Annotated in this window: 22 protein-coding genes; 6 read left to right on the top strand and 16 right to left on the bottom strand. The window is 58.7% G+C overall.

The features are described 5' to 3' along the window. Nucleotides 1-13 precede the first annotated feature (13 nt). Nucleotides 14-748: an SDR family oxidoreductase gene (locus ACL2XO_RS12300; protein WP_413742828.1), complete on the bottom strand. Its 735-nt coding sequence runs from the start codon at nt 746-748 to the stop codon at nt 14-16. Nucleotides 749-849: 101 nt separating this feature from the next. Here ACL2XO_RS12300 and ACL2XO_RS12295 point away from each other — a divergent pair, with 101 nt between their 5' ends. After that, nucleotides 850-1,773 carry an AraC family transcriptional regulator gene (locus ACL2XO_RS12295; RefSeq protein ID WP_413742827.1) on the top strand — a complete coding sequence of 308 codons (924 nt, stop codon included), beginning with the start codon at nt 850-852 and terminating at the stop codon, nt 1,771-1,773. Here the strand turns inward: ACL2XO_RS12295 and ACL2XO_RS12290 are convergent. From ACL2XO_RS12290 to ACL2XO_RS12270, 5 genes are all read right to left on the bottom strand, one after another. Then, entirely contained in the window at nt 1,751-2,167 is a 417-nt protein-coding gene (locus ACL2XO_RS12290) for an RbsD/FucU family protein (RefSeq protein ID WP_413724098.1), read from the bottom strand. The two genes, ACL2XO_RS12295 and ACL2XO_RS12290, sit on opposite strands and share 23 nt — an antisense overlap. A 75-nt stretch (nt 2,168-2,242) precedes the next feature. Then, complete coding sequence (locus ACL2XO_RS12285) at nt 2,243-3,007, bottom strand: SDR family NAD(P)-dependent oxidoreductase (RefSeq protein WP_413742826.1); 765 nt, start codon at nt 3,005-3,007, stop codon at nt 2,243-2,245. A 179-nt stretch (nt 3,008-3,186) separates the two neighbouring features. Continuing rightward, nucleotides 3,187-4,236: a LacI family DNA-binding transcriptional regulator gene (locus tag ACL2XO_RS12280; protein ID WP_413724097.1), complete on the bottom strand. Its 1,050-nt coding sequence runs from the start codon at nt 4,234-4,236 to the stop codon at nt 3,187-3,189. A 54-nt stretch (nt 4,237-4,290) separates the two neighbouring features. After that, on the bottom strand, nt 4,291-6,165 hold the full coding sequence (locus ACL2XO_RS12275; protein WP_413742825.1) for a TRAP transporter large permease subunit: 1,875 nt from the start codon (nt 6,163-6,165) through the stop codon (nt 4,291-4,293). Nucleotides 6,166-6,227: 62 nt separating this feature from the next. Continuing rightward, entirely contained in the window at nt 6,228-7,250 is a 1,023-nt protein-coding gene (locus ACL2XO_RS12270; protein WP_413742824.1) for a TRAP transporter substrate-binding protein, read from the bottom strand. Between the two features lie 394 nt (nt 7,251-7,644). On the opposite strand from ACL2XO_RS12270, the gene ACL2XO_RS12265 reads away from it, so the two are divergent. Beyond that, nucleotides 7,645-8,652 carry a Gfo/Idh/MocA family protein gene (locus ACL2XO_RS12265; protein ID WP_413742823.1) on the top strand — a complete coding sequence of 336 codons (1,008 nt, stop codon included), beginning with the start codon at nt 7,645-7,647 and terminating at the stop codon, nt 8,650-8,652. 49 nt (nt 8,653-8,701) lie between these two features. Here the strand turns inward: ACL2XO_RS12265 and ACL2XO_RS12260 are convergent, their stop codons facing one another. Continuing rightward, on the bottom strand, nt 8,702-9,358 hold the full coding sequence (locus tag ACL2XO_RS12260; RefSeq protein ID WP_413742822.1) for an O-methyltransferase: 657 nt from the start codon (nt 9,356-9,358) through the stop codon (nt 8,702-8,704). Between the two features lie 136 nt (nt 9,359-9,494). Between ACL2XO_RS12260 and ACL2XO_RS12255 the strand changes: the two genes are divergently transcribed. Both ACL2XO_RS12255 and ACL2XO_RS12250 read left to right on the top strand, forming a co-directional pair. Further along, entirely contained in the window at nt 9,495-10,409 is a 915-nt protein-coding gene (locus ACL2XO_RS12255; RefSeq protein WP_132922163.1) for a LysR family transcriptional regulator, read from the top strand. Between the two features lie 87 nt (nt 10,410-10,496). Further along, entirely contained in the window at nt 10,497-12,068 is a 1,572-nt protein-coding gene (locus tag ACL2XO_RS12250; protein ID WP_413742821.1) for an MFS transporter, read from the top strand. Between the two features lie 11 nt (nt 12,069-12,079). On the opposite strand, the gene ACL2XO_RS12245 is transcribed toward ACL2XO_RS12250, so the two are convergent. Together ACL2XO_RS12245 and ACL2XO_RS12240 are read right to left on the bottom strand one after the other, a co-directional pair. Next, nucleotides 12,080-12,313, bottom strand: a complete 234-nt coding sequence (locus tag ACL2XO_RS12245) for a non-oxidative hydroxyarylic acid decarboxylases subunit D (protein ID WP_413743054.1) — start codon at nt 12,311-12,313, stop codon at nt 12,080-12,082. A 24-nt stretch (nt 12,314-12,337) separates the two neighbouring features. Continuing rightward, complete coding sequence (locus ACL2XO_RS12240) at nt 12,338-13,765, bottom strand: non-oxidative hydroxyarylic acid decarboxylases subunit C (RefSeq protein WP_413742820.1); 1,428 nt, start codon at nt 13,763-13,765, stop codon at nt 12,338-12,340. A 283-nt stretch (nt 13,766-14,048) separates the two neighbouring features. On the opposite strand from ACL2XO_RS12240, the gene ACL2XO_RS12235 reads away from it, so the two are divergent. Then, nucleotides 14,049-14,474: a MarR family winged helix-turn-helix transcriptional regulator gene (locus ACL2XO_RS12235; RefSeq protein WP_132922165.1), complete on the top strand. Its 426-nt coding sequence runs from the start codon at nt 14,049-14,051 to the stop codon at nt 14,472-14,474. A gap of 10 nt (nt 14,475-14,484) precedes the next feature. Here the strand turns inward: ACL2XO_RS12235 and ACL2XO_RS12230 are convergent, their stop codons facing one another. Both ACL2XO_RS12230 and ACL2XO_RS12225 read right to left on the bottom strand, forming a co-directional pair. Beyond that, nucleotides 14,485-15,045: a DsbA family protein gene (locus ACL2XO_RS12230; RefSeq protein WP_413742819.1), complete on the bottom strand. Its 561-nt coding sequence runs from the start codon at nt 15,043-15,045 to the stop codon at nt 14,485-14,487. Nucleotides 15,046-15,258: 213 nt separating this feature from the next. Further along, entirely contained in the window at nt 15,259-16,365 is a 1,107-nt protein-coding gene (locus tag ACL2XO_RS12225) for a Gfo/Idh/MocA family protein (protein WP_413742818.1), read from the bottom strand. Between the two features lie 435 nt (nt 16,366-16,800). On the opposite strand from ACL2XO_RS12225, the gene ACL2XO_RS12220 reads away from it, so the two are divergent. Further along, nucleotides 16,801-17,109: a hypothetical protein gene (locus ACL2XO_RS12220; RefSeq protein ID WP_132922168.1), complete on the top strand. Its 309-nt coding sequence runs from the start codon at nt 16,801-16,803 to the stop codon at nt 17,107-17,109. A gap of 91 nt (nt 17,110-17,200) precedes the next feature. Here the strand turns inward: ACL2XO_RS12220 and ACL2XO_RS12215 are convergent, their stop codons facing one another. The 5 genes from ACL2XO_RS12215 to pqqC all read right to left on the bottom strand — a co-directional run bounded on the left by ACL2XO_RS12215 (nt 17,201) and on the right by pqqC (nt 24,688). Then, complete coding sequence (locus tag ACL2XO_RS12215) at nt 17,201-19,591, bottom strand: membrane-bound PQQ-dependent dehydrogenase, glucose/quinate/shikimate family (RefSeq protein WP_413742817.1); 2,391 nt, start codon at nt 19,589-19,591, stop codon at nt 17,201-17,203. 280 nt (nt 19,592-19,871) lie between these two features. Further along, nucleotides 19,872-22,526 (bottom strand): pyrroloquinoline quinone biosynthesis protein PqqF, encoded by a 2,655-nt coding sequence (gene pqqF / locus ACL2XO_RS12210; RefSeq protein ID WP_413742816.1) that lies wholly within the window; start codon nt 22,524-22,526, stop codon nt 19,872-19,874. Then, the gene (gene pqqE / locus ACL2XO_RS12205) at nt 22,523-23,662 is read right to left on the bottom strand and encodes a pyrroloquinoline quinone biosynthesis protein PqqE (RefSeq protein ID WP_203521867.1); all 1,140 of its coding nucleotides are present in this window, start codon (nt 23,660-23,662) and stop codon (nt 22,523-22,525) included. The genes pqqF and pqqE overlap by 4 nt, the downstream gene beginning before the upstream one ends. After that, complete coding sequence (pqqD, locus tag ACL2XO_RS12200; RefSeq protein ID WP_413726918.1) at nt 23,655-23,933, bottom strand: pyrroloquinoline quinone biosynthesis peptide chaperone PqqD; 279 nt, start codon at nt 23,931-23,933, stop codon at nt 23,655-23,657. Before pqqD ends, pqqE begins: the two co-directional genes overlap by 8 nt. After that, on the bottom strand, nt 23,933-24,688 hold the full coding sequence (pqqC, locus tag ACL2XO_RS12195) for a pyrroloquinoline-quinone synthase PqqC (protein WP_132922173.1): 756 nt from the start codon (nt 24,686-24,688) through the stop codon (nt 23,933-23,935). The genes pqqD and pqqC overlap by 1 nt, the downstream gene beginning before the upstream one ends. Nucleotide 24,689: the final 1 nt, after the last annotated feature.

Below are 24,689 nucleotides of genomic sequence, written 5' to 3'. Positions count from 1 at the left end.
GGAATTTAAATTCTTACCCTTGGGCAGTGGGGCGCACCACTATCTCGCCGACGTCCACGTTGGCAGGCTGTGCCACCGCGAATGCAATAGCTTCGGCTATGGCGCCCGCCGGAATCGCCATTGCCTCCATGCTCGCCTCGCCCCGCGCCCGCAGAGCCTCGTCCGTCATCGATGATGGAAGCTCCGTATCCACATAACCGGGGGAGATGGTCGTCACCCGAAGCGACGGGCCGGCCTCCTGGCGAAGACCTTCGGAGATCGCCCGGACGGCGTTTTTCGAACCGGCGTAGACCGCCATGGTGGGGACGATCTGTATGCCGGCGGTGGACAGCGTGTTAACGAAATGCCCGAAGCCCTGGCGACGGAAGACGGGCAAGGCCGCGGCGATTCCGTAGAGTACGCCCTTTACGTTCACGTCGATCATGTCTTCCCAATCGTCCACCCTCAGGTCGTCCAGCAGGGAAATCGGGGCGATCCCGGCATTATTGACCAGCACGTCCAGCTTGCCGAATCGTTCGACGGCGTGCTCCACGAGCCGATTGAGGTCATTGCGCCGTTTGACGTCGGTGACAAGATAGGATGCTTTTCCCCCCTTGGCCACGATGGCCTCGCACAGGGCCGCAAGCCGGTCGGACCGCCTTGCGCCCAGTATGAGACTGGCTCCCCGCTCTGCCAGCAGCAGCGCGGTGGCCCGGCCGATTCCGCTGCTTGCGCCGGTGATGACGATGACCTTACCTTCAATACTCATTATCGCGTCTCTTTTCAGGTGGCTGGAAAATGATTCTTGCACGGGTAAAGTGGACGATCTATGCTTGAAACTCTTAGAAATCGTCGCGATCGGCTCAATGTGTGGATCCTCTCTCTGAAGTTTTTTCTCTCTTAAACGTTCGCGCCGCCCGTTGCACAAGGTTTGAGGCCAGCGGCGGCTGGTCCTATCGCTTTCCGGCGAAACCCGCATTGAAGTTCGGCGCGGTGATCCGCGGCGCCTGCTGGATCGATTTTAGCGACATACCGCGCCATCAGCTCGCGGCGGGAGACTGTTTTCTGCTCGCCAACGCGCCGGCCTATGTGCTGGCGAATGACGAACGCCTGACGCCGGAAGACGGCATAACGGCGTTTGATTGGGCGCAATCGGATATCGCGCATCATGAAGGGGACGACACGGTTTTGCTGGCCGGCAGCTTCAGCTTTGAAGCGTCGGATGCACAATTGCTTCTCGGCTCGCTGCCGCGTTTTCTGCTGATACCGGCCGGCAACCCTTCGGCGTCGGTTATTCGCTCCACGCTGCAGATTCTCGACCATGAGATCCGGGGGACGCAGATCGGCACCGCCGTCCTCACCGACCGGCTGGCCGACGTCTTGCTCGTCCAGGTGCTGCGGGCAGCGCTGGATCAGGGAAACGGGGAGGATTTCGGCTGGCTGGGCGCGTTGGTGGATGTCAGGATCGGTAAAGCCATCGGACTAATGCATGGCAATGCCGCTTACCCCTGGACGCTGGAGGTATTGGCCAACGCGGCGGCCATGTCGCGATCCGCATTTTCAAAACGGTTCAAATCCATAGTCGGCCTGTCGCCCCTTGACTACCTGCTCCGCTGGAGAATGCGGCTGGCGCGGGATATGTTGCGACGCGGTTCAACGGTTGCCGCGGCGGCCTTACGGGTGGGATACTCCTCCGAGAGCGCATTCGGACACGCGTTCAAACGCGTTTATGCCCTCGCCCCGAAGCAATATTCGCGCTCAACTATTCTTTCTAACACACCACGCCAACGGTAATAATAAGATTAGCGAATCGTTTCGCTTCTCCCGAGGCGATAACCAGCAGTGTGTCCGGCGATTTGGCGGCGGCGTAAAATTCATTTCTGCCGACGTAGGCAATATCGGTCCCCGCCGGCAGAATGGCTTTATATTCCGCTTCAATGGTATTGTCAAAATCGGCGGGATATTCCATGAAGGTCACCGTTTCGATATTAATGTATTTTAGGATTTTCTCCAGGATCACGGTGCTTCGTATCATTCCGGGCGCAAAATTAAGATAGATAATGGTGGCATGAGGCGCCGAATTGGTGACAAAGGAATAATTACTGTCGGCAATGACAATATTGGTTTTATGTCCGCATTTTGCCAGGCAGCTTAATAATTCAGGATGCAATATTTCAGATTTGATCATGATTTTTCCTAAGGCAGATGCCAGACGTCATACCGTCTGGCATAGGGTAGTCTTGTCCGTTCCGCCGGCGATACATCACATACGGTAAATGCCGCCGTTAATATCTATCGTGGCCCCTGATACGAAACCATCGTATTCCGCGGCCAGGAATTTAATCACCCGCGCAACATCTTCGGCAGTGCCGGCCCGGCCCAGCGGAATCGCGCTGATGGTTTCGTCGGCGGATTCTTTGGTGGTGTGCTGATTGTGGAACCGGGTACCCAGAATCAGTCCCGGCGCAACCGCGTTAACCCTGATGCCATACTGGCCCAGCTCGGCTGCCAGAGAGCGGGTCCAGGCCAGCACGGCGCCTTTGGTCGTGGAATATGCCAGCGAGCCCGAGTGGCCGCCCGACCGCCCGGCCAGCGAGGCCAGGTTGACGACGCTGGCGCCGTCCGGCGCCTGTTTTAAATAAGGCAGCGCGCTTTGCGTAACGTTCAGCATGGTGGTCATATTGACGTCAATGACCGTTTTCCAGAACTGGCTATCTATTTCTCCCAGCCATTTCCTGGCGATAATGCCGCCGACGTTATTAACCAGAATGTCGACGCCGCCTAAAAACTCCGCCGCCGCCAATACGCATTTTTTCGTGTCGTCTTCATTGGTTAAATCAGCATAACCATAAGCGGCCCGTTGTCCTAAAGAGGTGGCCAGGCTAACGAGTTCTTTGGGGCCCTCTTCATTGCTGAAAAAATGGATATAAATATCACAGCCCGCTTTGATCATCTCTATTGCCGTCGCTTTGCCAATGCCTTGTTCGGCGCCGGTAATAAATACTTTTTTTCCTGACAAACTGCCCATACCGATCTCCTGTTTTTCAGTGTGAAATGTGTTCGAATGACGTAGTGCTTGCGAGTGAATCCGTTATTGTCTCAGGTGCGTTCTCCTGCGCCGGGCAATAGGAGACCCTGCCATAAATGGCTAAATAAATTTCCCCGGGCCGGCGACATTATTGTGAGCCCGGGGGCCTGCTTAAAAAATCAAGGTTCAGTGCTATCGATTACCGAATGACGAGTAATCAACCGGGGCGGAAATAAAAACTCTCCCGGCGTAATCGACGGATTTTCTATTCTGGCCAACAGCCTTTCCACCATTACCGCCACCATTTCCGTTAATGGCGGCATGACGGACGTCAGCGCGGGGTGGACGAGATCCGCAAGGGGAATATTATCGATGCCGATAACGGAAATATCCTGCGGAATACGGACGCCGGCGTCCCGCAGCCCGGCCATGAGTCCAATACCCAGCGCATCGTTGATCGCCACAATGCCGTCGGGCCGGGGGGCTTGTTGCAATACTTTGGCCGCCAGGGTGCGCCCTAGCTCGGTCATTTCGGTATCGCCATAAGCCGCCAGGGCTTTCCCTTCGATCACCCTGGCGCTGTCCGTCAGACCGTGGTCCCTGACCGCGGAAAAAAAGCCTTCGATTTTATGCGCGCGGCTGATGGTCAAGAAAGCCTCCGTGACGAATGCCAGCTGCCGGCATCCTCGTTCTATCAGGTGTTCCGCCGCCATCCGGCCGGCCGCAACGTTATCCATCGATACGCTGTCGAAAGGCAGGTTCCCGAGCAGCGCGTCGCTCGGCATCCGGCTGTCGTAGTTCACCATCACCAGCCCGAGCCTGGCGGCATTGGCGAAGTGCGGGCGCTCCATGGCGCTGGCCGCCACAATCACTCCCTGCACGCCGTGCGCGAACATATCTTCCAAAAAGGCCTGTTCTTCGTCTTCCTGGCGATAGGTATTGCCTAACAGCACCCGGTACTGGCGCGCTTTGGCGGCCCGGTCCACTTCACGCGTCAAAACCGCAAAGCTTGGGTTGACGATGGATGGAACCAGTAAACCAATCATTTTGGCCTGCCCGGTTTTAAGCTGCTGCGCCACCCGGTTGGGATGATAGTTTAACTCCTGCATGGCCTGCCTGATGCGTTCCAAGGTCGCCAGGCGCATTTGATCGGAGCGGCCGTTCAGCACATTGGATACGCTGCTTACTGAAACCCCGGCGTGACGCGCGACATCCCGAATATTTGCCATACCTTCCCTCATGACTTTGCAATTGATTCTCTGCGTATCCTGATTAATCCGGCTTCAATAACCGGCCAATCGGGGCAGCCAGGTGCTGATGGTCGGCACCATGGCGACGACAATAATCCCGAACAGCGAGACAGCCAGGTATTTAATCATCGGCGGAATAACATTTTTCATCTCCACCCCGCAGATTGCGCAGGTGGTGTATAGCCCTAAACCGATGGGCGGCGAGAACAGGCCGAACCCCATGGCGAGAATCATCACAATGCCAAAGTGCAGCGGGTTAAATCCAAGCTGCGTGGCGATAGGCACCAGAATAGGCGCGAAGATGATCAGCGCCGGCGCGCCTTCCAGCACGGCGCCGAATACGATCAGCAGGACAATCGTCAGCATCAGGAATACCCAGGCGCCCTGCTTCACACCGATGCCCACCAGAAATTGCGCGATTTCCTGCGGGATCATCTGGATGGTCAATACATAGGAGAGACTGGTGGCGCAGGCCACGATAAACAACAGGACCCCCGACATGGCGGCCGTATCCACAAACATCTTCACCGTTGCCCGGAAGGTCAGTTCGCCAAAGGCCAGCCGGCCGACGACGATGGCGTATACCACGGCAAAGGCGGAAATTTCGGTGGAGGTGGCAATGCCCATCATCACGCCGCGGCCAATCATGAAAATCATCGCCAAACCGACAATGGCGCCAATCCACAGCTGCAGCAGCGGGCGCATCTTCGGGTAGGCTTCCCTGATATTGATTTTGCTGCCGAAGCGGTTAGCCGCTATCAGCATCAGCACCAGCAGGCAAGCGGCCGGAATCAGTCCGGCGAGAAACAGCGCGCCTATGGAGATATTCGCCACGAACCCAAGGACAATCAGGTTGACGCAGGGGGGAATGGTCTCGGAAATCACCGCGGAAGCGGCAAATACCCCGGCGGCCTCTTCACTGTTCTGATTAGCGCGGCGCACGGCCGGCATCAATACCCCGCCCACAGCGGCGACATCCGCCAGTTTGGAGCCTGAAATCCCGGAGAAGAACGCCATCGACAGCACGGTGGTCATATTCAGCCCGCCGCGAAAGCGGCCCATGCCGCGCACCACCAGCTCAACCAGCCGGGTCGACATGCCGTTGATTTCCATTGCGGCGCCGGCCAGCAGAAAAAACGGAATCGCCAGCAAGACAAAGTGATCCACGCCGGAGATAACCTGCTGGGAAAAGAATACGAACGGCAGCGACGGATCGCAGATAAAAAATACCATCGCCGACATACCGAGCGTAAAGGCGATGGGCACGCCGGCAAAGATGCCGAGCACAAAACAGATCAGCATGAATCCCGCCGCTGCGCTTGAAGGATCGGGCATCATGGAAAGTTTCAGGTAGCCCAGCAGTGCCAATACCACAATCCCCGCGCCGCTGACCAGCACCACTTTGGCGCGCTCGCGCAGGGCGTGTTCAAGGGCCGCCACCATCATGACCACCGAACCAATGATGACCGGGATCACGTAGATGACCTGCGGCAGGCCGGTTTCCGTGGTTTGCAGCCAGGACGCATGGCCCAGATCATAACTGGAAATCACCAGCCCGACGGCCACCAGAAACAGTACCCAGCGGCTGGCGTGTACAATATAAGGGCGTATTTGTTCGGGGATAAACCGCAAAAACAGGTCGACCCCGATATGCCCGCCGCGGCCGGTAGACGTGGCGACCCCGAAGAACACCAGGGCGATCATCATGGCGCGCGCCACTTCTTCCGCCCACTCGATGGGGGAATGCAACATATAACGCCAGATTACCGAGAGAAACACCACCAGCACGTTAATCAGCAAAACCAGGGCGCCCGCCCAGGAGGTTATCATTGTCAGGAATTTACTGAGCCGACTGAGATAAACCAGCGGTCCCGTATGCCCTTTTGTCGCCATAGATGTGTCTACCATGTTGAACCCCTCAATGGTTCCTGTCAGAAGAAGGTCGGCCTAAAGCACGGGGTACAGGAACGTTACTGCGCGCCGGCAGACGATCCGGCAGCATTGATTTCATCCACCACGGGCTTCATTTGCGGGTATTTGGCCAGGAAATCATCCCAGACCGGTTTGACTTCGCCGCGCAGATAATTCCGGTCGATTTCGCGGAAAACCATGCCTTGCGCTTTCAGTTGTTCCACCGCCTTCTGTTCGATCAGGCCGGATTGCCGGCGTTCATACTGGGTGGCTTCTTTCGCCGCCGCCAGCAGTTCGGGGCGCAGCGGTTCCGGGATCTGCTGGAAGCTGCTGTTATTCATGGCGATCATGATGGGGTTGTAGATGTGCTGCGTCAGCGTGGCGTTTTTGGCGATTTCATAATATTTGTTGGCCAGCACGGTTGCGGAATCATGTTCCAGGCCGTCGATCACGCCCATTTGCAGGCTGGAATAGACTTCCCCGCCCGGCATCGGTACGGCGACTGCCCCCATGTGGTTGATGGTGGCGATAAAATTGGGCACCGGCAACACGCGTATTTTAAGGTTTTTAAGATCCTCGGGTTTCTCAATGGGTTTTTTGGTGTAGATATTTCTGGCGCCAAGGTTGTATGCGTAGCCAAGCACAACGACGTTGGATTTTTTAAGCATCAGATCGGACAGCGTTTTGCCCGCCGGCCCGTCCAGCGCATTGCCCACCTGGTCGAAGTTCTTAAACAAATACCCCAGGTCCAGTACGCTGATTTCCGGCACCAGCGTCGCCCAGATGGAGGTTCCGGAGATCATTACGTTAATGGCGCCGATGCGCACCTGTTGGATGGCATCGGCCTCTTTGCCCAGCATGCCGTTTGGAAAATAGCTAAGTTTAATCTGCTCTTTCAGTTTCGCATTGCTGTCGATATTGGCTTGAAAACGCTTAAACCAAATGTAGTGCGCCGAGTTATTGTCCGCCGTCAGTGACGAGTAGACGCGCAGATTGACCGCAGCCTGCGCCTGGGCCGCCGCGCCGCCCGCGGCGAACAGAACCGAGCTTAAAAAGGTACAGACCAGTACTTGGTGTAACATAGGGTGCCGTTGAGTGTTCATCATCATGATCCTTCAGCGTGGGCATGCAAAATTATCGTTCCCGACGAGTCAAAAAGGGGGATGGCGGGAGTAAAGGGTTTTTAGTAATCGTTTTTTCTGTAACGTTACACTAAAACGTCACAGCGGACGATATAGAGGAATTTTTACCCGATCAACACCTGGTTGGGCTTAAGGGGCAGTGAAAGCGTGATTTTGTGAGACAAGCCGGAGCGGCGATGATGTAATGGAAAAAAAGATACAAAGTCTAGTTGGTGTTTAGTCACAGTTTATTGTGTGCCGTGATTTCATGATAGGCGGCTATGTCAAGATAACGCCGGCGGCTTGCAATCTCCATGGCCGTCAACGGCACATTTGAACAACTGAGGGAAAACCGATGAAAAAGTCACTTGGCTGGGGCGTTCTTGCTACCGGATGGATTGCTGAGTTATTTACCCGCGATCTTGTCGCGTCCGGCCTGAACGTTGCGGCGGTCGGGTCACGATCCGGGAAAACGGCCGATGCTTTCGCCCGGCGGTTCGGCATCCCCCGCGCACATGGCAGTTACCAGGCGCTTGTCACGGATCCGGACGTTGATATCATCTACGTGGCGACACCCCATCCGCAACATGCCCAAGCCGCCCTGCTGGCGCTGGAAGCCGGCAAGCACGTTCTTATCGAGAAGCCGTTCACGCTGAATGCCGATGAGGCCAGGACGATAGTCAAGCGCGCGCGCGAAAAGAACCTGGTCGTACTGGAGGCCATGTGGACGCGCTTCCTGCCGCACATGAAGCGTATCCATGAAATCATTGATTCCGGTGTCTTGGGTGAATTGCGGTCGGTCACTGCCGAACACCGCCAATTCCTGTCGACGGACCCAAAGCATCGTCTCAATGCGCTGGAACTTGGCGGCGGGGCTCTCCTTGATCTGGGCATTTATCCCCTCTCTTTCGCCTTCGATATTCTCGGTGCTCCCACCTCGATAACGGCGACGGCCCGATTCAAGGATACCGGTGTCGATGCTGAAATCGCCACCATCATGCAGCATCAGGGCGGCGCTATTTCAACGAGCGTGTCCGCCCTTGACTGCGCCGGTCCCAATGCCGCCGCCATCTATGGCTCCAAGGCGCGCATCGTCATCGCACCGGTCTGGTACGCGCCCACCTCATTTCGCCTTGAGGACTATCAGGGCAACGTACTCGAAGATTACGCCGAGACGGTGGCCGAACGCGGCATGCAGTTCCAGGCATTTGAAATGGAACGCCTGGTGAGAACAGGAACAGCCTCGGCGATTATGCCCCCTGACGAAAGCGTACTCATCATTGAAACCCTGGATACGATAAGAAAGCAGATCGGGCTCGTCTATCCAGGTGAAGATCCAGGGAAAGATCGCCAAGTTCAATAAAAAGGTCAGTGAAAAAGGTCAGGGAGCCAACGCACTACCTTTAGTCGGCTCACTTCAGCCGCAGCGAGAGCTCCACGTCTCCGGCAAAGGGGACGGACAGATAACCCGCCGCCGGCGAACGCACGTAAGCCAGGTAGTCGGGGCTGAAGTCGGCGTCGTCGGCAACGATGAACGCCCCGGGCCGTAAGCGGCTTTCCACCAAATTCAGAATGTCCGGATACAAAGACTTGGCGCCGTCGAGCAGCAGCAAATCGATGGAATCAGGCAGATCCGCGGCCAGCGTGCGCAGCGCATCGCCTTCGCGGAATTCCACCAGATCGATGAGGCCGCCGGCGGCGAGATTTTTCCGGGCCCTGGCGACTTTCGACGGCTCAAACTCTGTGGTGATAAGACGACCGCCGCCGTTGTCCCGCAAGGCGGCGGCAAGATGCAGGGTGGAAATGCCAAACGAGGTACCGAATTCAACAATGGTCCGCGCCGCGCCGCCCCGTGCGAGCATATACAGCAGCGCGCCGGTTTCGCGGGAGACGGGAAGCCAAAGATCCTTCATTTTCTCATAAAAATCAATATACTCCGTTTTGCTCCGCATCAGACGCATCCGCTCTTCACGGGGAATACTCATCGCTACGGGGCTGGTCGCGGCGGCGGCTTCGTCGAAAAGATGGGCCAGCAGCGGGGCAAGGGGGGATGTCGTGAGTGTAGTCATTTTAACGCCTTTAACGTTGTGATGTGCCTGGACGACGCGTCATGACAAAAAAGATACCCGCTAACCATGGTTGCATACAGTGCATCTTTATTATTATATTAATGCATTATTTGCATTCCATGCCGAGGCGCACCCCATGACACCGCCCTCCTCCACGCCGGCCCTCGACCTTAATCTGCTGGTCGCCCTGGATGCCCTGCTGTCCGAAGGCAGCGTTGCCGGCGCGGCTAACCGAATGAATCTCAGCCCCCCGGCCATGAGCCGGCAACTTGCCCGTATCCGCCATCTGCTGGACGATCCGGTGCTGGTCCGGGCAGGCCGGGGACTGGTGCCCACACCGCGCGCCGAAGCCCTGCGCAGACAGCTGCGACAGCTTATCCAGGACGCGGAAAACCTGGTGCGCGGCGATGGCGAACTCGTTCCGGCGCAGATCGATCGCACCTTCACCCTGCGGGCCAGCGACGGTTTTGTCGGCACCTTCGGCGCCGCCATCGCTCAGGCCATGATTGAACAGGCGCCGAAAGCCCGGCTGCGTTTCGTAGCCGAAGGCAACGAGGATGTCGACTCGCTGCGGGATGGGAGCATAGACCTTGACATCGGGGTCATTGACGCCGCCATGGGACCGGAAATCCGTTTACAAACGCTCTTTCGCGATCGTTTTGTCGGCGTGGTGCGCCCCGATCATCCGCTGGCGCGGCAGGCGGTTACCGTTGAAGCCTTTATCGCCTACCCCCATGTGTCCATTTCGCGACGCGGCCGCTTCGAGGGCCCTGTGGATGCGGCCCTGGCGTTGCAGGGCCTGCGCAGAACCATCTCCGTCGCCGTGGCGAACTTTGCCGACGGGCTCGCCATCGTTGCCAAGTCAGATCATATTGTACTGGTGCCGGCCCGCTCCTCGGGCTGGTATCGCCGGGATTTCCATGCCTTCGACCTGCCGGTGAAGATCGATGCGCCGCCGCCGATCTCCATCGCCTGGCACCCGCGCTACGAGAAAGATGCCGCCCACCGCTGGCTCCGGGCCCGCGTGCGAAGCGCTTGCCCGGACTTATAAATGCATATGATGCATTAATACTCTTCGTGATATGCACTGGATTGCATCTATCAGGAAGAAGATGATATCCCCCAAAAGGAGATCATCATGCATACAACTAATCGAGGGGCGCCCGTGGTGCGCAACCCATCGACGCCCGACATCACGGAGGCGGATGCGCCGCCCGCCTCGCCGGAACCCGTCGCCCGGCGCAAAGCTTTCCTTGCGGTCATGGTCGGGTGCGCCGCCCTGGTTTTCGGCCTCGGCGCCAGCCTCAACCTGGCCATCGGACGCATCGCCACCAGCCCGCTCCATCCTTCCGCCACGGCGGTCCTGTGGATCGTCGATACCTACCTGGTGGTCTTCGGCTGTCTGCTCATCCCCGCCGGCGCCATTGGCGACCGGTATGGCCGCAAGCAGACCATGCTGGCGGGCCTGGCCTTATTGGCGTTCGGCTCCCTGCTGTCGGCCGCGGCCGCCGGCGTGCCGGCGCTGCTGGTTGGCCGGGCGGCGGCCGGCGCGGGCGCGGCATTGATTCTGCCTAACAGCCTCGCGCTTTTGGTCCAGGTCTATCCGCCGCACCAAAAATCCCATGCCATCGCCATGTGGACCGCCATGACCGGCTTGGGCGGCGCGCTGGGGAATATCCTCGGCGGATTGGTGCTGCAGTTCGCACAATGGCAAGTCATTTTCACGGTAGCGGTACCGCTGGCGTTGGCCGGTCTGGTCCTTACGGCATGGCTGGCCCCGAGGCTGGCCGGTCATGAACATCCCTTGGACCTTATGGGCGCGGCCATCCTCATGCTGGGTATCTTCTCCCTGCTGACGGGCCTGATTGAAGGCCAGGAGCTTGGCTGGCTTTCAGCAAAGGTTATCGGCGCCTTTTGCTTGTCGGGGCTGTTCCTGGCTATCTTTGTCTGGATGGAGGCGAAGCGAAAGCATCCCCTGCTGGATCCCGGCATCTTCCGCGCCCGCGGCCTGTGCGCCGGCATGCTGGGCATGGCGGTTTCCTTTATCGGCATGTATTCGATGTTCTATCTCAACGGCCAATATCTGATGAGCATAAAGGGCTACCCGCCGGCGCTGGCCGGCCTTGCCATCCTGCCCCTGGTGGCGGTCGTGTTCTGGGTGTCGCCGCGCAGCATCAAGCTTGCCCAGCGTATCGGCCCACGGCCGGTGGTGGCGGTCGGACTGGTCGCGCTCGTTGCCGGGCTGGGCCTGCTTCGCCACTGCGGGACCGAATCGCCCTACTGGTTTTTCGCACTGAGCATCGGCGTCGTCGGCATGGGATCCGGTTTATCCAATCCTCTTCTTTCAAGTGCTATCATCGGCTCGCTACCGCCGCGCCAAGCCGGCGTCGGTGCCGGCATCAACAGCTTCACGCGTGAAATCGGCGGCGCGTTGGGCATTGCCCTTTTCGGCAGCCTGCTGGCGACAACCTTCCCGTCACGTCTGCCCCCCGCCCTGGCGCAGGCGCCCGGTGCGACGACACAATCCATTGGCGCGGCGTTAGCCTACGCCCGGTCAACACCCGGATTGAGCAGCCAAATTCCCGCGGTGCGGCAGGCATTCGTCGCGGCGACGGCGCAGTCCCTTTTGCTGGTGATGCTGGTGCTGGCCGTTGCCGTTATTCTGGTGACGCTTTGGTATCCGGCCTCGGCGAAGGCGACTGAAAAATAGCGCCGCGTTTCCTACCGGTTCACGGCCGCCAGATCCGGAACCGGCGGTATCGCCTCGGCGTGTTCAAGGCTGTCGGGGTTTAAGCGAAACGCCGGCGGATAGTACTCAGGATCAGACCGGCGCGGCGGCTCGGTCGTGCGCCAGGTGTACAAACAGCTCTCGCACTGAAACACGGTCCATACCCCCTGGACCGGGCTTTCAAACAACACGCCCGTCTTAGGATGCCTGCAACGAGGACAAATCATCATGTTTTCCTTATCTGTATCGGTTCAATGGTTTTTCGCGATCAGCGCATTCAGCCGGCCGATCCATTGCGCGGTCTCGGGCAGATCGCGCACCGGCAATCCGTAATTGCCCCGCGTGTCCGGAGCGACCGGGGTGGTGGCATCAATAACCAGCTTATCGGTCACGCCGGAGGGCGATGATCCGGGGTCCAGCGCGACGACCGACATATTGGGCAGTTGCACCAGGTCCCCGGCGGGGTTCACCTTGGTGGACAGGGCCCACATGACCTGCGGCAGGTTGAACGGATCCACGTCCTCATCCACCACGATCGCCATTTTCACATAACCCAGCCCATGGGGCGTCGTCATGGCGCGCAGCCCCACCGCTTTCGCGAATCCGCCATACCGTTTTTTGGTGGAAATTATCGCCAGCAGGCCGTGGGTATACATGGCATTGACGGCCTGCACCTCGGGAAAATCAGCCTTGAGCTGCTTGTAAATCGGGACGCAGGTCGCCGGACCGATCAGGTAGTCCACTTCCGTCCAGGGCATGCCGAGATACAGGGACTCGAAGATCGGCTGTGTTCGGTAAGAAATCCTGTCGATCCTTATCACCGGCATTCTGTGTCCGCCCGAATAATTTCCGGTGAATTCGCCGAACGGCCCCTCCAGTTCGCGCTTGCGGCCTTCTATCACGCCCTCGATAACGACCTCCGAGCCCCACGGCACGTCGAACCCGGTCAGCGGGGCCGTCGCTACCGGATAAGGCGCCTGCCTAAGCGCCCCGGCCATCTCGTATTCCGACTGGTCATAGCGCAAAGGCGTCGACGCCATCAGCGTAATGATCGGATCGTTACCCAGCGTGATTGCCACCGGCAGGTCCTCGCCCCGTTCTTCCGCCGCCTTGAGATGAATAGCGATATCGTGGACCGGCACCGGCTGGATGGCGAGGCGGCGCTTGCCCTTGACCTGCATGCGATAGATGCCGACGTTCTGTTTGTTGAAATTGCCGGGATCTGCCGGGTCCCGCGAGACGACGGCGGCTTTATCCAGATAAAAGCCGCCGTCGCCGTCATTAAGGCGAAACAGCGGCAATATCTCAAAGAGGTTGATATCGTCGCCTACGACGCAATTTTCCCGCCACGGCGGATTTTCACGGTGCTGCACGGGCACGGGGAATTCGTCCCAGCGCCGGATGAATTCCGCCACCTGGTCCTTGGTTGAGGTGCCGGGATCCATGCCCATGGCGATAGCGTGATTAGGCCATGAACCCAGGGTATTAAGCGCCACCCTGGCGTCGGTAAAACCCTCGATATTATCGAAATACAACGCCGGCGCCTTATCCCCGATCCGGCCGGCGGCATTGGCCGCCGCCGCCAGATCCGGCTCGGCCTGGACCTGTTCTTTCACATGCAGCAGTTGGCCGTTTTCATCAAGCGCCTTCAGGAATTGGCGCAAGTCGTCGAATATCATGTTAAACCCCTATTCATTATGAAGAGGCGACCGGCGCCAGAGATAACGCAGGGGGCCGCGCGATCGAAGTAAAGAGATAGATTATTGTTCGCATACGTTCTATATATGCGAGCATACTTTTCTTAAAGATACTTCCCGGCCAGTGTATTTAGTTCGTATACGAACGTCAAGCCGGCCCAGCGATCATCCCGGGATATGCTTGTGCCGGCCGCACGCAGCGGCAATAATACCCCTCCGCCGCCGCACGGGCGTAAACGGAAACATACTGGATAGGATAGAGTGGATGTTTGACAAGACGTTGTTTCACCTTATGCGCGTCGTCCTGCAGGAGCATACCGCCAGGTGGACCTCGCTGATGCCCGATCTCACCAAACCGCAATATGCGGTGCTGGAGGCGCTGGCCCTCTCGCCGGACGGACTCGATCAGGCCACGCTCGGACAGGCGAGCGCCACCACCAAGGCGACCCTGGCGGAAATGCTGGGGCGCATGGAAGCACGGCAGCTCATCGCCCGGCGCGCGGATCCCGCCGATAGCCGCCGCCGTCTCGTCCAGCTCACCGAGGAAGGCCGCGCTATGCTGGCTATAGCCCGGCCGGTGGCCGAACGCGTCTCGAACAGCTTGCTGCAAACGCTGTCCGCCGAAGAACGGGAGGCCTTGGTTCAAGTAATGGCAAAGATGCGGCGAGGCATTGAGTCCAAGGCAACCTAGCGCTTTAACGCTACGCCAGGATTCGTTTTGCCCATTCGCTGATATCATCGCCGCTGCTGATATCCGGCTGCACAAGTCCGTTTATCATAAACGTGGGCGAAACATGGATACCGTTTTGCCGGGCATATTTGCAGTGCCATTTGACCTCGGCTTGCAGCTCGGGCCGGGCGAAAGGCGCATAGGCATCCACGCCGCTGTAGCGCTTCAACCGGGCCAGGATATCATTGGGCGTGGCGTCCATATTGGGGCCGGCGCAATGATCGGTGAACTCGAACTCTTCCCGGTGTAAGGCCACGGCCTTCAGTACCGCTTTGGCATCGGCTTTACCCGCCGGCAGCGTGGAAGCCGCCAGGATATAACGAACGATAACGCCGGAATACATATGCCATGGCTGGGATTGAAGGCGGATTTTAAGCGTCATCTGGTCTTCGCCCACTGCCGCCAGCAAAGCATCGAGCTTGTTAAACGCCTTCACCGAGAACGGACAGGTAGGCTCAAGGAAAACTTCGAAAACCTTCGGTCCGTGTCCCCAGACCAGCGGGTCGGCATGGAGTGTTACTGTGTTATTCATGGTCATTTCCTATTAGCGTGTTTATTGCGTGAAGAGTTTTAACCGCTATTTTACCCTAAGGCAAAAGAAACGCACTCCGGGGCCGGCACCGCCCCGGCCAAGCCGCCGATGGGTGCGGGTACGATGAAACAGGCGCTAGGGGACAGCAAACCAATCAGCAGGAATGACTCCGCCGGGGCAATACCCATGCGCTCGGCAGAGGACTTATGGCTATTAGACTGTAATGCGCGTTCCGCACCCTGATGACTGTTCAATAGCCGTTAATAAGCGGTGCAATCGCACCGCATCACCAAAATCGGGGGCGGTGTGCCTGCCGGTCTGTAGATCCGACGCCAGCCTGCTGTAGATTCTGGCCACATTACCCGGAATCACATCCGCGGGACAGCCCTGTAAAAAGGTTTCCGGCACCGGCACCGGCTTGAACGCGGTATCGCCAAGCAGGCAGCATTCAATCTGCAGAGGGACCATTTGCGTATGTCCCGACGGGCCGGTAATCCTGATAACGCCTTTTGTCCCGTTCAGTTCCCAAATCAGGCCATGGCCGTCCGGCGCTGTTCCGCCGCGATAGTGGAGAGAGAACAGGATATTTTTTTCAGTCACGCCGTTAACCAGCACTTGATCCGGGGCGGTCATGGCGATGGATTTTCCATCCTGTAAAGAAAGCACTGTGTTGCGCCGGTTACCGATGATGGATGAAACCTGTTTGATGCCGCCAATGATATCCTGCATCGCCGCCAGCGTATGGCCCATCGGGATGGATAACATGGTGGCGCCGTTGGTTTTATCCAGCAGGTAGCTTTCCCTTTTCTCGTCGCTGATGGTGGCGCCCCAGCCCCTGCCATAGGCTAAAACAGCAGACGAAAGTATTTCGCCCAAATATTCCTGGTCCATAAGCCCGCGCAGGTAAAGCATTTCGGGCGCCAGTCGTGCCTGGGTACCGATAACGGTTTTGATCTGGTGTTCCGCCGCCATTGCGGCGAGCTCTTCGGCTTCACTAAGATCCCTGCCAAGAGGCCATTCACAATAAATGGATTTACCTGCCTCAATGGCTTTTCTGACCACCTCTTTATGATTGGGAACCCTTACCGTCACCGTGACGATATCCACATCCGGGGAATTCACCAGCTCATCCACGCTGGAAAAAGCATGGAGATTATAGGCTTTTCCGGCCTCTTCGGCGCTGGAGCGACTTCTATTGGCCACTCCAGCAATGTCAAACCGGTCCGGCAAGGCCCGCAGAGCGGGTATATGGGCCCGTGCGGCCCAGCTTTGCCCGGGCTGTAAACCGATAATACCGACCCGCAACCGATGTTCACTCATTGTCCCTTCCTTATTCAAAAGCGTACCTGACCTTTATGAAGTCTAAAATAGCCGCTGTACAGTCCGTGATAAGGCCAAAAAATGCTGTCGCGGCAATTTTCGCAATCAGCAATCAATAAAACGCACGATGACTTTTCATGTGGGTTAACAAGTTAATTTCCTCATTACTGTTTGAAATTAATGAAATTTTTATTATTATAATTTAAGTATTTTCTCAAAATAGATTAAGCGCAATGTATTCTAAAAGTCGCAATTGCTACTTTCGATAATGAGAGGTAGCTTAAAACGATACCGGTGATAAATAAACTTTTTAAATATATTCTAAAGCGACTTTATAAAACATAATGATTTTAATTTTATCAAACTTTTTTATCTCGCTGGTTTTTATCATACCGAGATTATAAAACACACAGCTCATTATTAGGTATACACATTATGATTAGAAATTTAACTTCAATTATTTTTGGCGTTTTTATCATGCTTTTTTCCGGTTGCGCCTATTTTAATTTCACCCCTGGCGATAAGCCCTCTGCGACTTCGCCTAAGCTTGTTAGCCCGCCGGGTCAAAAACAGTTTTGGAATAACGCAAAATTATTTGGCCCCGTCCCCGCGATGTATCAGGATGAGGGAAATAAAGAGTGTGCCGCACAAGGCGACGGTAAAGCCATCGGTTACCATCCCGATCCGAAAGATTATTACGGGAAGTCCATGGGTAAGAGAGGATACCTGTGTGCTGTTTTCTAAAAAAGGCCTGATGATTTCCGGCTCCCGTTGCGGGAGCCGGAGAGGATGGTCCTAACCTGGCAATGTGTACAGGACAATGCCGCGGACAGGCTTAAGGCAAGGCATAAGCCAGAACGTAATCCCCCGAGCGGGTGCCCAGTCCGGCATGGCCCCCCGCCGCAATCACGATGTACTGTTTACCCCCCACCGTGTAAGACATGGGGGTGGCTTGTCCGCCGGCGGGTAAACGCGCTTTCCATACCACCTTGCCCGTGCGTTCATCAACGGCGCGCAGATAATCATCCGCCGTGGCGCCGATAAATACCAGCCCGCCTTTGGTCACCATATTGCCGCCGATATTAAAGATACCCGTTGGCAATGGAACATTGGTGTGGGTGCCGAACAAGCCGGTATCGCGGGTGGTGCCGATGGGATGCTGCCAGATGATCTGGCGTTTAACCAGATCGATGGCGGTCAGGGTGCCCCACGGCGGCGGGTTGCAGGGGACACCTATGGGGTCAAGCCAGGGATGGACTTTACCAATATAAGGCGTGCCGTACTGGGGGGAAAAATTCCCCTTCACCGGCGGTTCATTGCCGCTGCCGTTCCATTTCTGTACCAGGCCTTGCTGTTCCGCGGGACCGCGGGGCGCCAGGCTTACCATAAAGGGTATGTAATTGGCATTGGCAATCAGGATCTTGTGCGTGGGATCGATGCTTGCGCCATGCCAGTCGATCACGCCGTCGAAGGCGGGATAAACAATGGTATTTTTCAGCTGCGGCGGAGTGAACTGGCCGTGATAGACGGAATTACGGAACTGGATCCGGCATACCATCTGATCAATGAGGGTCGCGCCCCACAGCGAGCGCTCGGTCAGATCCTTTGGCGCCAGAGAAGGCATGCCCACCGAGAAGGCTTGGGTCGGCGAGGTATGATCCCCCAGCACCGCGCCCTGGGGCACTTTTTTCTCTTCCACCGGCGCAATGGGCTGGCCGGTCTCGCGGTTCAGCATGAAAAACTCGCCCCGTTTGGTGGTTTGCACCAGCGCAGGAACCGGGTTGCCGTCCGGACCGGGCAGATCCACCAGCGACGGGCCCACCGGAACGTCAAAATCCCACAGGTCGTGGTGAACGTTCTGGAAATGCCAGCGAGGGGCGCCGGTGTTGATGTCCAGTGCGACGGTGGAGCTGCTGTATTTTTCGTCAAACGGACGGCGTTCGCCGCCGTAGTAGTCAGGCGTGGCGTTGCCGGTGGGCAGATAAACCAGCCCGAGTTTGGGATCCGCCGTATATACGCCCCAGGCGTTGGGCGTACCGCGCGTCAATTCATCATTCGGACCCGGTGTCCAGTTTTCCGGATTATGACCGATGTCCCAGGCCCAAATCAGCTGTCCGTTGATGGGATTAAAAGCGCGTACCGCGCCGGAGGGCTCATTGGTCGCCCGATTGTCAAATATCCATCCGCCGAGAATGACCCGATCGTTTACCACCATCGGCGGCGACGTGACAAAATGGTAGCCGGCGGGGACATGGCCGAGATATTGCGTCAGCGAAACATAGCCGTGATCGCCGAAATCCTGGCAAAGCCGGCCGGTTTTGGCGTTCAGCGCCATCATGCGCGCATCCAGCACCGGGGCGATAATGCGCTCCGGACAATCCGTAACCGTCCCTTCGGGAGCCTTGTAGTAGCTGACCCCGCGGCAGGCCAGATAGACATCCGCCTTGGTATCGGCGTTAGGATTGAATTTCCAGTTAACTTTGCCGGTGGCGGCATCGATGGCTTCAACCCAGCTGTGGCCGGTGCAGACATAGAGGGTATTGTCGACTTTGATTGGCGTGTCTTCAAAGTTGAATTCATGCCCGGCATCGGTGCCGCCCTGATCTTCACCGGGCTGCATGGTATCGCCGGTGCGCATGCTCCAGGCGAGCTTGAGGTTTTGCACATTGCCGGCATTGATTTGATCGAGGGGGGCAAAGCGATCGCCGTGCGCCGTGCGGCCATAATAGAGCCAGTCGCTGTCGGGCACCGATGTATCATGGGCATCCTGTGTCCGGGCGGTGAAATCGGCCGTACCGGAAACGCCTACCGGCCGGGTTGCGGCAAAGATCATCACCAGTACGGCGGCGACCACGGTTATCCCCAGCGCCAGTCCCGCCGCGCGGGCGACGGGAAATAATTTGCGGCGCACCCAGGGAAGCAGCAGCAGGATGCCGAGCACTGCCACCATGACCAGACGCGGCTCAAGCTGCCAGAAGTTGAAGCCCACCTCATAGAGAGACCAGATTATGGTGGCCAGCAGAATAAGCGCCATAACCCACAGCGCGGCGCTATGCCTGCGCCAGGCCAATCCCGCGTCTATCAGCAGTGCGATGCCGGCCAGCAGGTAAAACGGCGAGCCGCCCAGCGCGGTCAGCCAGACACCGCCAATCGTCATCGCCAAGCCTATTAACAGCAGTAATAACGCGATGAGCCAGGGGCGTTTTGGATGTATTGTGTTCTCCATAGAATAACCCTGTATTTGAAAATGTGTATGAAGGAGCAGACAGCCTTTAAGAGTGATCCGGGCCGACGGTTTGCGGTTGTCTTTCTTTTTATTTACATCAGAAAATATAAGGATTAATGAGAAGCAGGCACGAGAACCTTGCGATGCTCCAATCCCTTTCTCTGACAAATCCTTGCCATAAAAATATAGACTTAAACCGCTGGCCGGGAATCGATGACGGGGCGACAGTCATATTTAATTACGATTAATCAATAAATTTTACTTAACTGACTTCAACCGCCTAGGGGGCCTTAGGGACGGTGATGGCCAACAGGCTGCCGGCGCGGTATGTGGCGGAGTCGGTAAATACCCGATGCCAGCCCCTGAGCCTCTTTTGGTCCATGTGTGCCAGGCGCGCTTGTGCCTGCGGCGTGGTGAGCGCCAGGTCAAGGGCGAAGCACTCCTGGCCGGCGCGGATAAAGCGGTTTGCATCCCGGTGGGCCAGCATCCGCCAAAGCGTGGAGCGCCGCTCTGCCAGCCGATCCGCCGGCATCTCGCCAAGCCGCTGTTCCATTCGCCGCAAAAATGACAGCGTGCGCTGAAACAGTTCTTCACCGTTAAGATGCGGTGACTGCAGCGCAAACAGTACGCCTTCATGCCAGACCGTATTATGAAAGCCGCAGCTGGCCACATAGCCGATATTCTGTTCCACGCGCAGCTGTTGGAAGAACAGCGGCTGGTAAATCAGCGCCAGCAGACGCCAGGCCAGCCGGGTGTCGACGTCGGCGGCCGGCGGCGGGCAAAAAAGTATCATGGCGTTATCTCCCCGGTCCTGCGTCAGCGTATAGCGCGCCGCGGCCGGTTGCCCGCGGAATGCGCGAGCCGGCGCATCGCCGGATGCAAGCGCGGCGAGGGGAGGAAATGCGGCAGCGGATGAACATGCCGCATCCGCCGCGGCCGGGAATGACGCTGCCGTAAAGGCGCCAGGGAAACGGCGCAGCATGCGGGACAGCGTTTGGCGCAGCCCGTCGGACCCGCCGTAGAGCGTCCCCTGCCAGGAGATTTCCGTCAGCCGGCGGGAGGCGCCATCCTCTTGCTCCGGCCCCTGCTCCGCTCCGGCCCCGTCCGCCGTCCGCAGCCAGCGCGGCAGTTGGCTCAGCAGCCGGCGCACCGGGATTTGCCCTTGCTCGCGCCGCAGTTCATATAGCCGGGAGCGCCGTCCCTGGCGGATGACCGCCTGGGTCAGAACCCGCAGCCGTGCGCTTATCGCCTCCAGCGCGGCGGGCATTGTCATCTCATCGGCACCAAGCTGTAGCAGCCAGACATCCTGCCGCCGCTCAATGCGCAGCTCTCCCCCGAAATGCACCAGATTCCCCCCTTGCGCCCGCAGCGCGGCCTGCAGAATATGCCCCTGCACCTCGGTAAAATCACTGCCGGGCGCCGGATAAAGCATCAGTACCGGAGCCTCATCCGCCGCTATGTGCCGCAGTGGGACGGACTCGGCCGGCAGGGCGTTCGGCGATACCGGGGGCGTCCATGGCAAGGGTGGCGTCCGGGGGGAGGCGTTGCCGGCATAAAAACGGAGCGTCGGCGGCCGAGCGGGCGTCACGGCAGGCAAAATGAACGGGGCGAGCCGCAGGTCGAAACCCCGGCTACGCACCGGATCCCCCCTTACCTGCCCGGTTATCCACAAACGGCTGACGCCCTCCGGCCGGAATCGAGATAGCCAGCGCCGCCAGGCAGGAGGGGCGATGCAGCGCAGCGCGGGGGCATCAAAAGCCAGGTCCCGCAGCTGATCCAGCGGCGTTTGGCTGTTCAAGCGCCGCTGCGTCAGCCGGGCATAATGGCGCAGCTGTTGATCCGACAGGGCGGACAACTGTTGTAGCCAAGACAAAAACCCCCGCTCCACCTGCGCGCCGACGGCGGGTTCGGCCCGGGTTAAGGTAAATTCCACCGCCGCGATGGCCGCATCCTGACCGCGCCAACTGAGAATAAGGCGTGCGCCGTCGCACCACTCGCACTCTCGCAGCCAGGCCATCAGGCTGCCGTCCGCCTCGTCATTCAACAGCACGCGCAAAACGCCAAACCAGCCGGCATCACAATCCCGCCAGCCGTTCAGGGCAAAACTCAGCCGCAGCCGCGGGGGACCCGCGGCATTCAGCATGGCGTCGCCCCGCGCCGTCAGCCGTAGCGCCGCCGCCGGGGGGTCGGGCGGACAGACGCCGCCACTGCCGGACCCGGTATTCAGCATGTCATCGCCCGGCGCCGTCAGCGCCGGAGCGGCGGTCCGGGCCGCCGGCAGTTGGACGCCGCAGCTGCCGGCCAGGGCGCGCAGCTCGGCCAGCGGCTGCGGCCCCTGCAGCCACAGCGTCATGCTGCCGGCGTGGTAATGGTTTTGATGAAACTCCCGCAGTCCGCGGAGCAAAGACGGCAGGTCCGTGCCGAACCCGGCGCGGCTGCCCACCTGAAAACGCGCCAGGGCCGGCGTCCCCTCGAACAGGGATAACTGCGCCGCGTCGCATAGGGTATCCGCATCGTTCATCAGCAGCCGATACTCGGCCTCGATGACGTTTATCTCCTGTTCGAGGGCGGCAGGATCAAACAACGGCGCGGCCAGCATATCCACCAGACGCGCCAGGCCCGGCGCCAGCTTCGGAGGATCGACGGCAAAAAAGAAGGCGGTCCGGTCGCCGCGGGTGGTGGCGTTCAGCCGGCCGCCCTGCGCCGGAATCCAGGCTAACAGACGCTGCTGCTGCTGATAGGCGCCGCTGCCGGCGAAAAGCAGATGTTCCAGCAGATGGGCCAGGCCCGGCCAGGCCGGCGGTTCGTCATCGCTCCCCGCGTCCACCCGCAGCAGCGCGGCGGCCTCTGTCGCCTGCGCTTCATGCCGCAGGCAGAGGCGTAAACCATTCGGCAGCCGAAGCTGCTCTTCCTGCCGGTCCCCGTTCACGTTCATGGGCTGTTTTTGAAGATCAACTGCGAGTTGACGCGGTTGCGGAACTGCAGCTCATGGATCTGCGTCCGCGTGCGGTTGGCCGCCTCGCGCGCGGCGAGGATTTTGTCGTGGTGAGATGATTTTGCACAGACCGGATCGGCATTGTCGGCACTGCCGGTCAGCATAAATGCCTGGCAACGGCAACCGCCGAAATCCTGCTCCTTTTCATCGCAGGAGCGACACGGCTCCGGCATCCAGTCGAAACCGCGATAGCGGTTAAAGCCAAAGGAGTGGCGCCAGATATGGTCCAGGTCATGCTCCAGCACCGAAGGGAATTTCACCGGCAGCTGGCGCGCGCTGTGGCACGGCAGCGCGGTGCCCTCCGGCGTGACGCTGAGGAAGATGGCGCCCCAGCCGCCCATGCAGCCCTTGGGGCGTTCTTCGTAGTAATCGGGCGTAACGAACAGCAGATTGGTCAAACTGCCGCTCTGCGCCATGCGTTCACGATAGCGCTTCACGACCTGCTCGGCGCGCTCGATTTGCTCCCGGGTCGGCAGCAATCCTTCCCGGTTCAGCTGGGCCCAGCCGTAGAACTGGCAGGTGGCCAGCTCGACATCATCCGCTTCAAGCTGGATACAAAGCTCAATGATGCGGTCAATCTGATCGATGTTATGGCGGTGCAGCACGAAATTGAGCACCATGGGATAGCCATGGGCCTTTACCGCCTTTGCCATCGCCAGCTTCTGCCGGAAGGCTTTTTCCGACCCCGCCAGCGCGGCGTTCAGGCTTTCATCGCTGGCCTGGAAACTGATCTGGATATGATCAAGGCCGGCGTCGGCGAAGGTCTGCAGCTTTTTCTCCGTTAGGCCGATACCCGACGTAATAAGGTTGGTATAGAAGCCGAGACCGCGGGCGGCGCCGATAAGCTCCGCCAGATCTTTGCGCATCAGCGGCTCGCCGCCGGAAAAACCGAGCTGTACGCTGCCCATGGCGCGCGCCTGCTTGAACACCTCGATCCACTGGGCGGTGGTCAGCTCGTTATCCTGCGACGCGAAATCGAGGGGATTAGAGCAGTACGGACACTGCAGCGGGCAGCGGTAGGTGAGTTCCGCCAGCAGCCAGAGCGGCGGATTAACCGCCGGTTTTTGATCATTCACGAAAGATAATCCATTTTTGCCGGTAGGCCTGGCCGAAAAATTCGCTGACGTCATCGCCGAGCCCCTGCGCCTCGGGAAACCGGGCACAGAGATCGGCGATAATATCGCCAAGGGTGCGCTTGCCGTCCACCAGTTGCAAAATGGCGGCGGCGCTGTCATTGAGCTTCGCCATGCCTTCCGGGTAGAGGATCACATGGCTTTGCTGCGTCTCTTCCCACTGCAGGCGAAAACCGCGCCGGAACACCGGCGTCTGCGATAGCGTCGGCTCCATCATACCAGCCTCGTTTTGTGCCAGGCCGACCCGGTGGTGACGGTATGGTAAGGGGGACGTTTCAGTTCATACGCCATGCTCATGGCATCCAGCATGCTCCAGAGAATGTCCAGTTTGAACTGCAGGATTTCCAGCATGCGCTGCTGTTTCTCCACGCTGTCGCAATACTCCAGCGCCAGCTGCAGCCCATGCTCCACGTCGCGGTTCGCCTGGCTCAGCCGGCTGCGGAAGTAGTCATAGCCTTCCGCTTCGATCCACTGATAGTGGCCGGGCCAGGTATCGAGGCGCGCCTGGTGGATCTGCGGCGCAAACAGCTCGGTGAGGGAGCTGCACGCGGCCTCCTGCCAGTTGGCGCGGCGGGCGAAGTTGACATAGGCGTCCACGGCAAAGCGCACGCCCGGCAGCACCATGTCATCGGACAGCAGCGCTTCGCGCTTTAGGCCTACGGCCTCGCCGAGGCGCAGCCAGGCCTCGATGCCGCCGTCGCCGCCGCCGTGGCCGTCATGGTCCAGGATGCGTTGCACCCATTTGCGGCGCACGTCCGGATGCGGGCAGTTCGCCATGATGGCCGCATCCTTCAACGGGATGCTGGTCTGATAATAAAAGCGGTTCGCCACCCAGCCCTGGATCTGTTCACGGGTCGCCTGGCCGTTATGCATGGCGATATGGTAGGGATGGTGGATATGGTAGTAGGCGCCTTTGTCCCGCAGCGCCTGTTCAAAGGCCCGGGGAGACAGCGGTTGCGTCTGTGTCATG

Origin of the sequence: Sodalis sp. RH15 (genome assembly GCF_047324255.1) — a bacterium.
GTDB lineage: Bacteria > Pseudomonadota > Gammaproteobacteria > Enterobacterales > Enterobacteriaceae > Acerihabitans > Acerihabitans ligni.
The sequence above is the reverse complement of the archived record's forward strand: the minus strand, read 5'-3'. Positions and strand labels throughout refer to the sequence as shown.

Bases quoted from the DNA above. Each gene is read 5' to 3' on its own strand.
- ACL2XO_RS12290 (WP_413724098.1), bottom strand. From the start codon at position 2,167: ATGATCAAATCTGAAATATTGCATCCTGAATTATTAAGCTGCCTGGCA.
- ACL2XO_RS12280 (WP_413724097.1), bottom strand. From the start codon at position 4,236: ATGGCAAATATTCGGGATGTCGCGCGTCACGCCGGGGTTTCAGTAAGC.
- ACL2XO_RS12265 (WP_413742823.1), top strand. From the start codon at position 7,645: ATGAAAAAGTCACTTGGCTGGGGCGTTCTTGCTACCGGATGGATTGCT.
- pqqF (WP_413742816.1), bottom strand. From the start codon at position 22,526: ATGAACGTGAACGGGGACCGGCAGGAAGAGCAGCTTCGGCTGCCGAAT.
- ACL2XO_RS12230 (WP_413742819.1), bottom strand. From the start codon at position 15,045: ATGAATAACACAGTAACACTCCATGCCGACCCGCTGGTCTGGGGACAC.
- pqqC (WP_132922173.1), bottom strand. From the start codon at position 24,688: ATGACACAGACGCAACCGCTGTCTCCCCGGGCCTTTGAACAGGCGCTG.
- ACL2XO_RS12240 (WP_413742820.1), bottom strand. From the start codon at position 13,765: ATGATATTCGACGACTTGCGCCAATTCCTGAAGGCGCTTGATGAAAAC.
- ACL2XO_RS12215 (WP_413742817.1), bottom strand. From the start codon at position 19,591: ATGGAGAACACAATACATCCAAAACGCCCCTGGCTCATCGCGTTATTA.
- ACL2XO_RS12245 (WP_413743054.1), bottom strand. From the start codon at position 12,313: ATGATTTGTCCTCGTTGCAGGCATCCTAAGACGGGCGTGTTGTTTGAA.
- ACL2XO_RS12260 (WP_413742822.1), bottom strand. From the start codon at position 9,358: ATGACTACACTCACGACATCCCCCCTTGCCCCGCTGCTGGCCCATCTT.
- ACL2XO_RS12285 (WP_413742826.1), bottom strand. From the start codon at position 3,007: ATGGGCAGTTTGTCAGGAAAAAAAGTATTTATTACCGGCGCCGAACAA.
- ACL2XO_RS12220 (WP_132922168.1), top strand. From the start codon at position 16,801: ATGATTAGAAATTTAACTTCAATTATTTTTGGCGTTTTTATCATGCTT.
- pqqD (WP_413726918.1), bottom strand. From the start codon at position 23,933: ATGGAGCCGACGCTATCGCAGACGCCGGTGTTCCGGCGCGGTTTTCGC.
- ACL2XO_RS12250 (WP_413742821.1), top strand. From the start codon at position 10,497: ATGCATACAACTAATCGAGGGGCGCCCGTGGTGCGCAACCCATCGACG.
- ACL2XO_RS12270 (WP_413742824.1), bottom strand. From the start codon at position 7,250: ATGTTACACCAAGTACTGGTCTGTACCTTTTTAAGCTCGGTTCTGTTC.
- ACL2XO_RS12275 (WP_413742825.1), bottom strand. From the start codon at position 6,165: ATGGTAGACACATCTATGGCGACAAAAGGGCATACGGGACCGCTGGTT.
- ACL2XO_RS12300 (WP_413742828.1), bottom strand. From the start codon at position 748: ATGAGTATTGAAGGTAAGGTCATCGTCATCACCGGCGCAAGCAGCGGA.
- ACL2XO_RS12225 (WP_413742818.1), bottom strand. From the start codon at position 16,365: ATGAGTGAACATCGGTTGCGGGTCGGTATTATCGGTTTACAGCCCGGG.
- ACL2XO_RS12235 (WP_132922165.1), top strand. From the start codon at position 14,049: ATGTTTGACAAGACGTTGTTTCACCTTATGCGCGTCGTCCTGCAGGAG.
- ACL2XO_RS12255 (WP_132922163.1), top strand. From the start codon at position 9,495: ATGACACCGCCCTCCTCCACGCCGGCCCTCGACCTTAATCTGCTGGTC.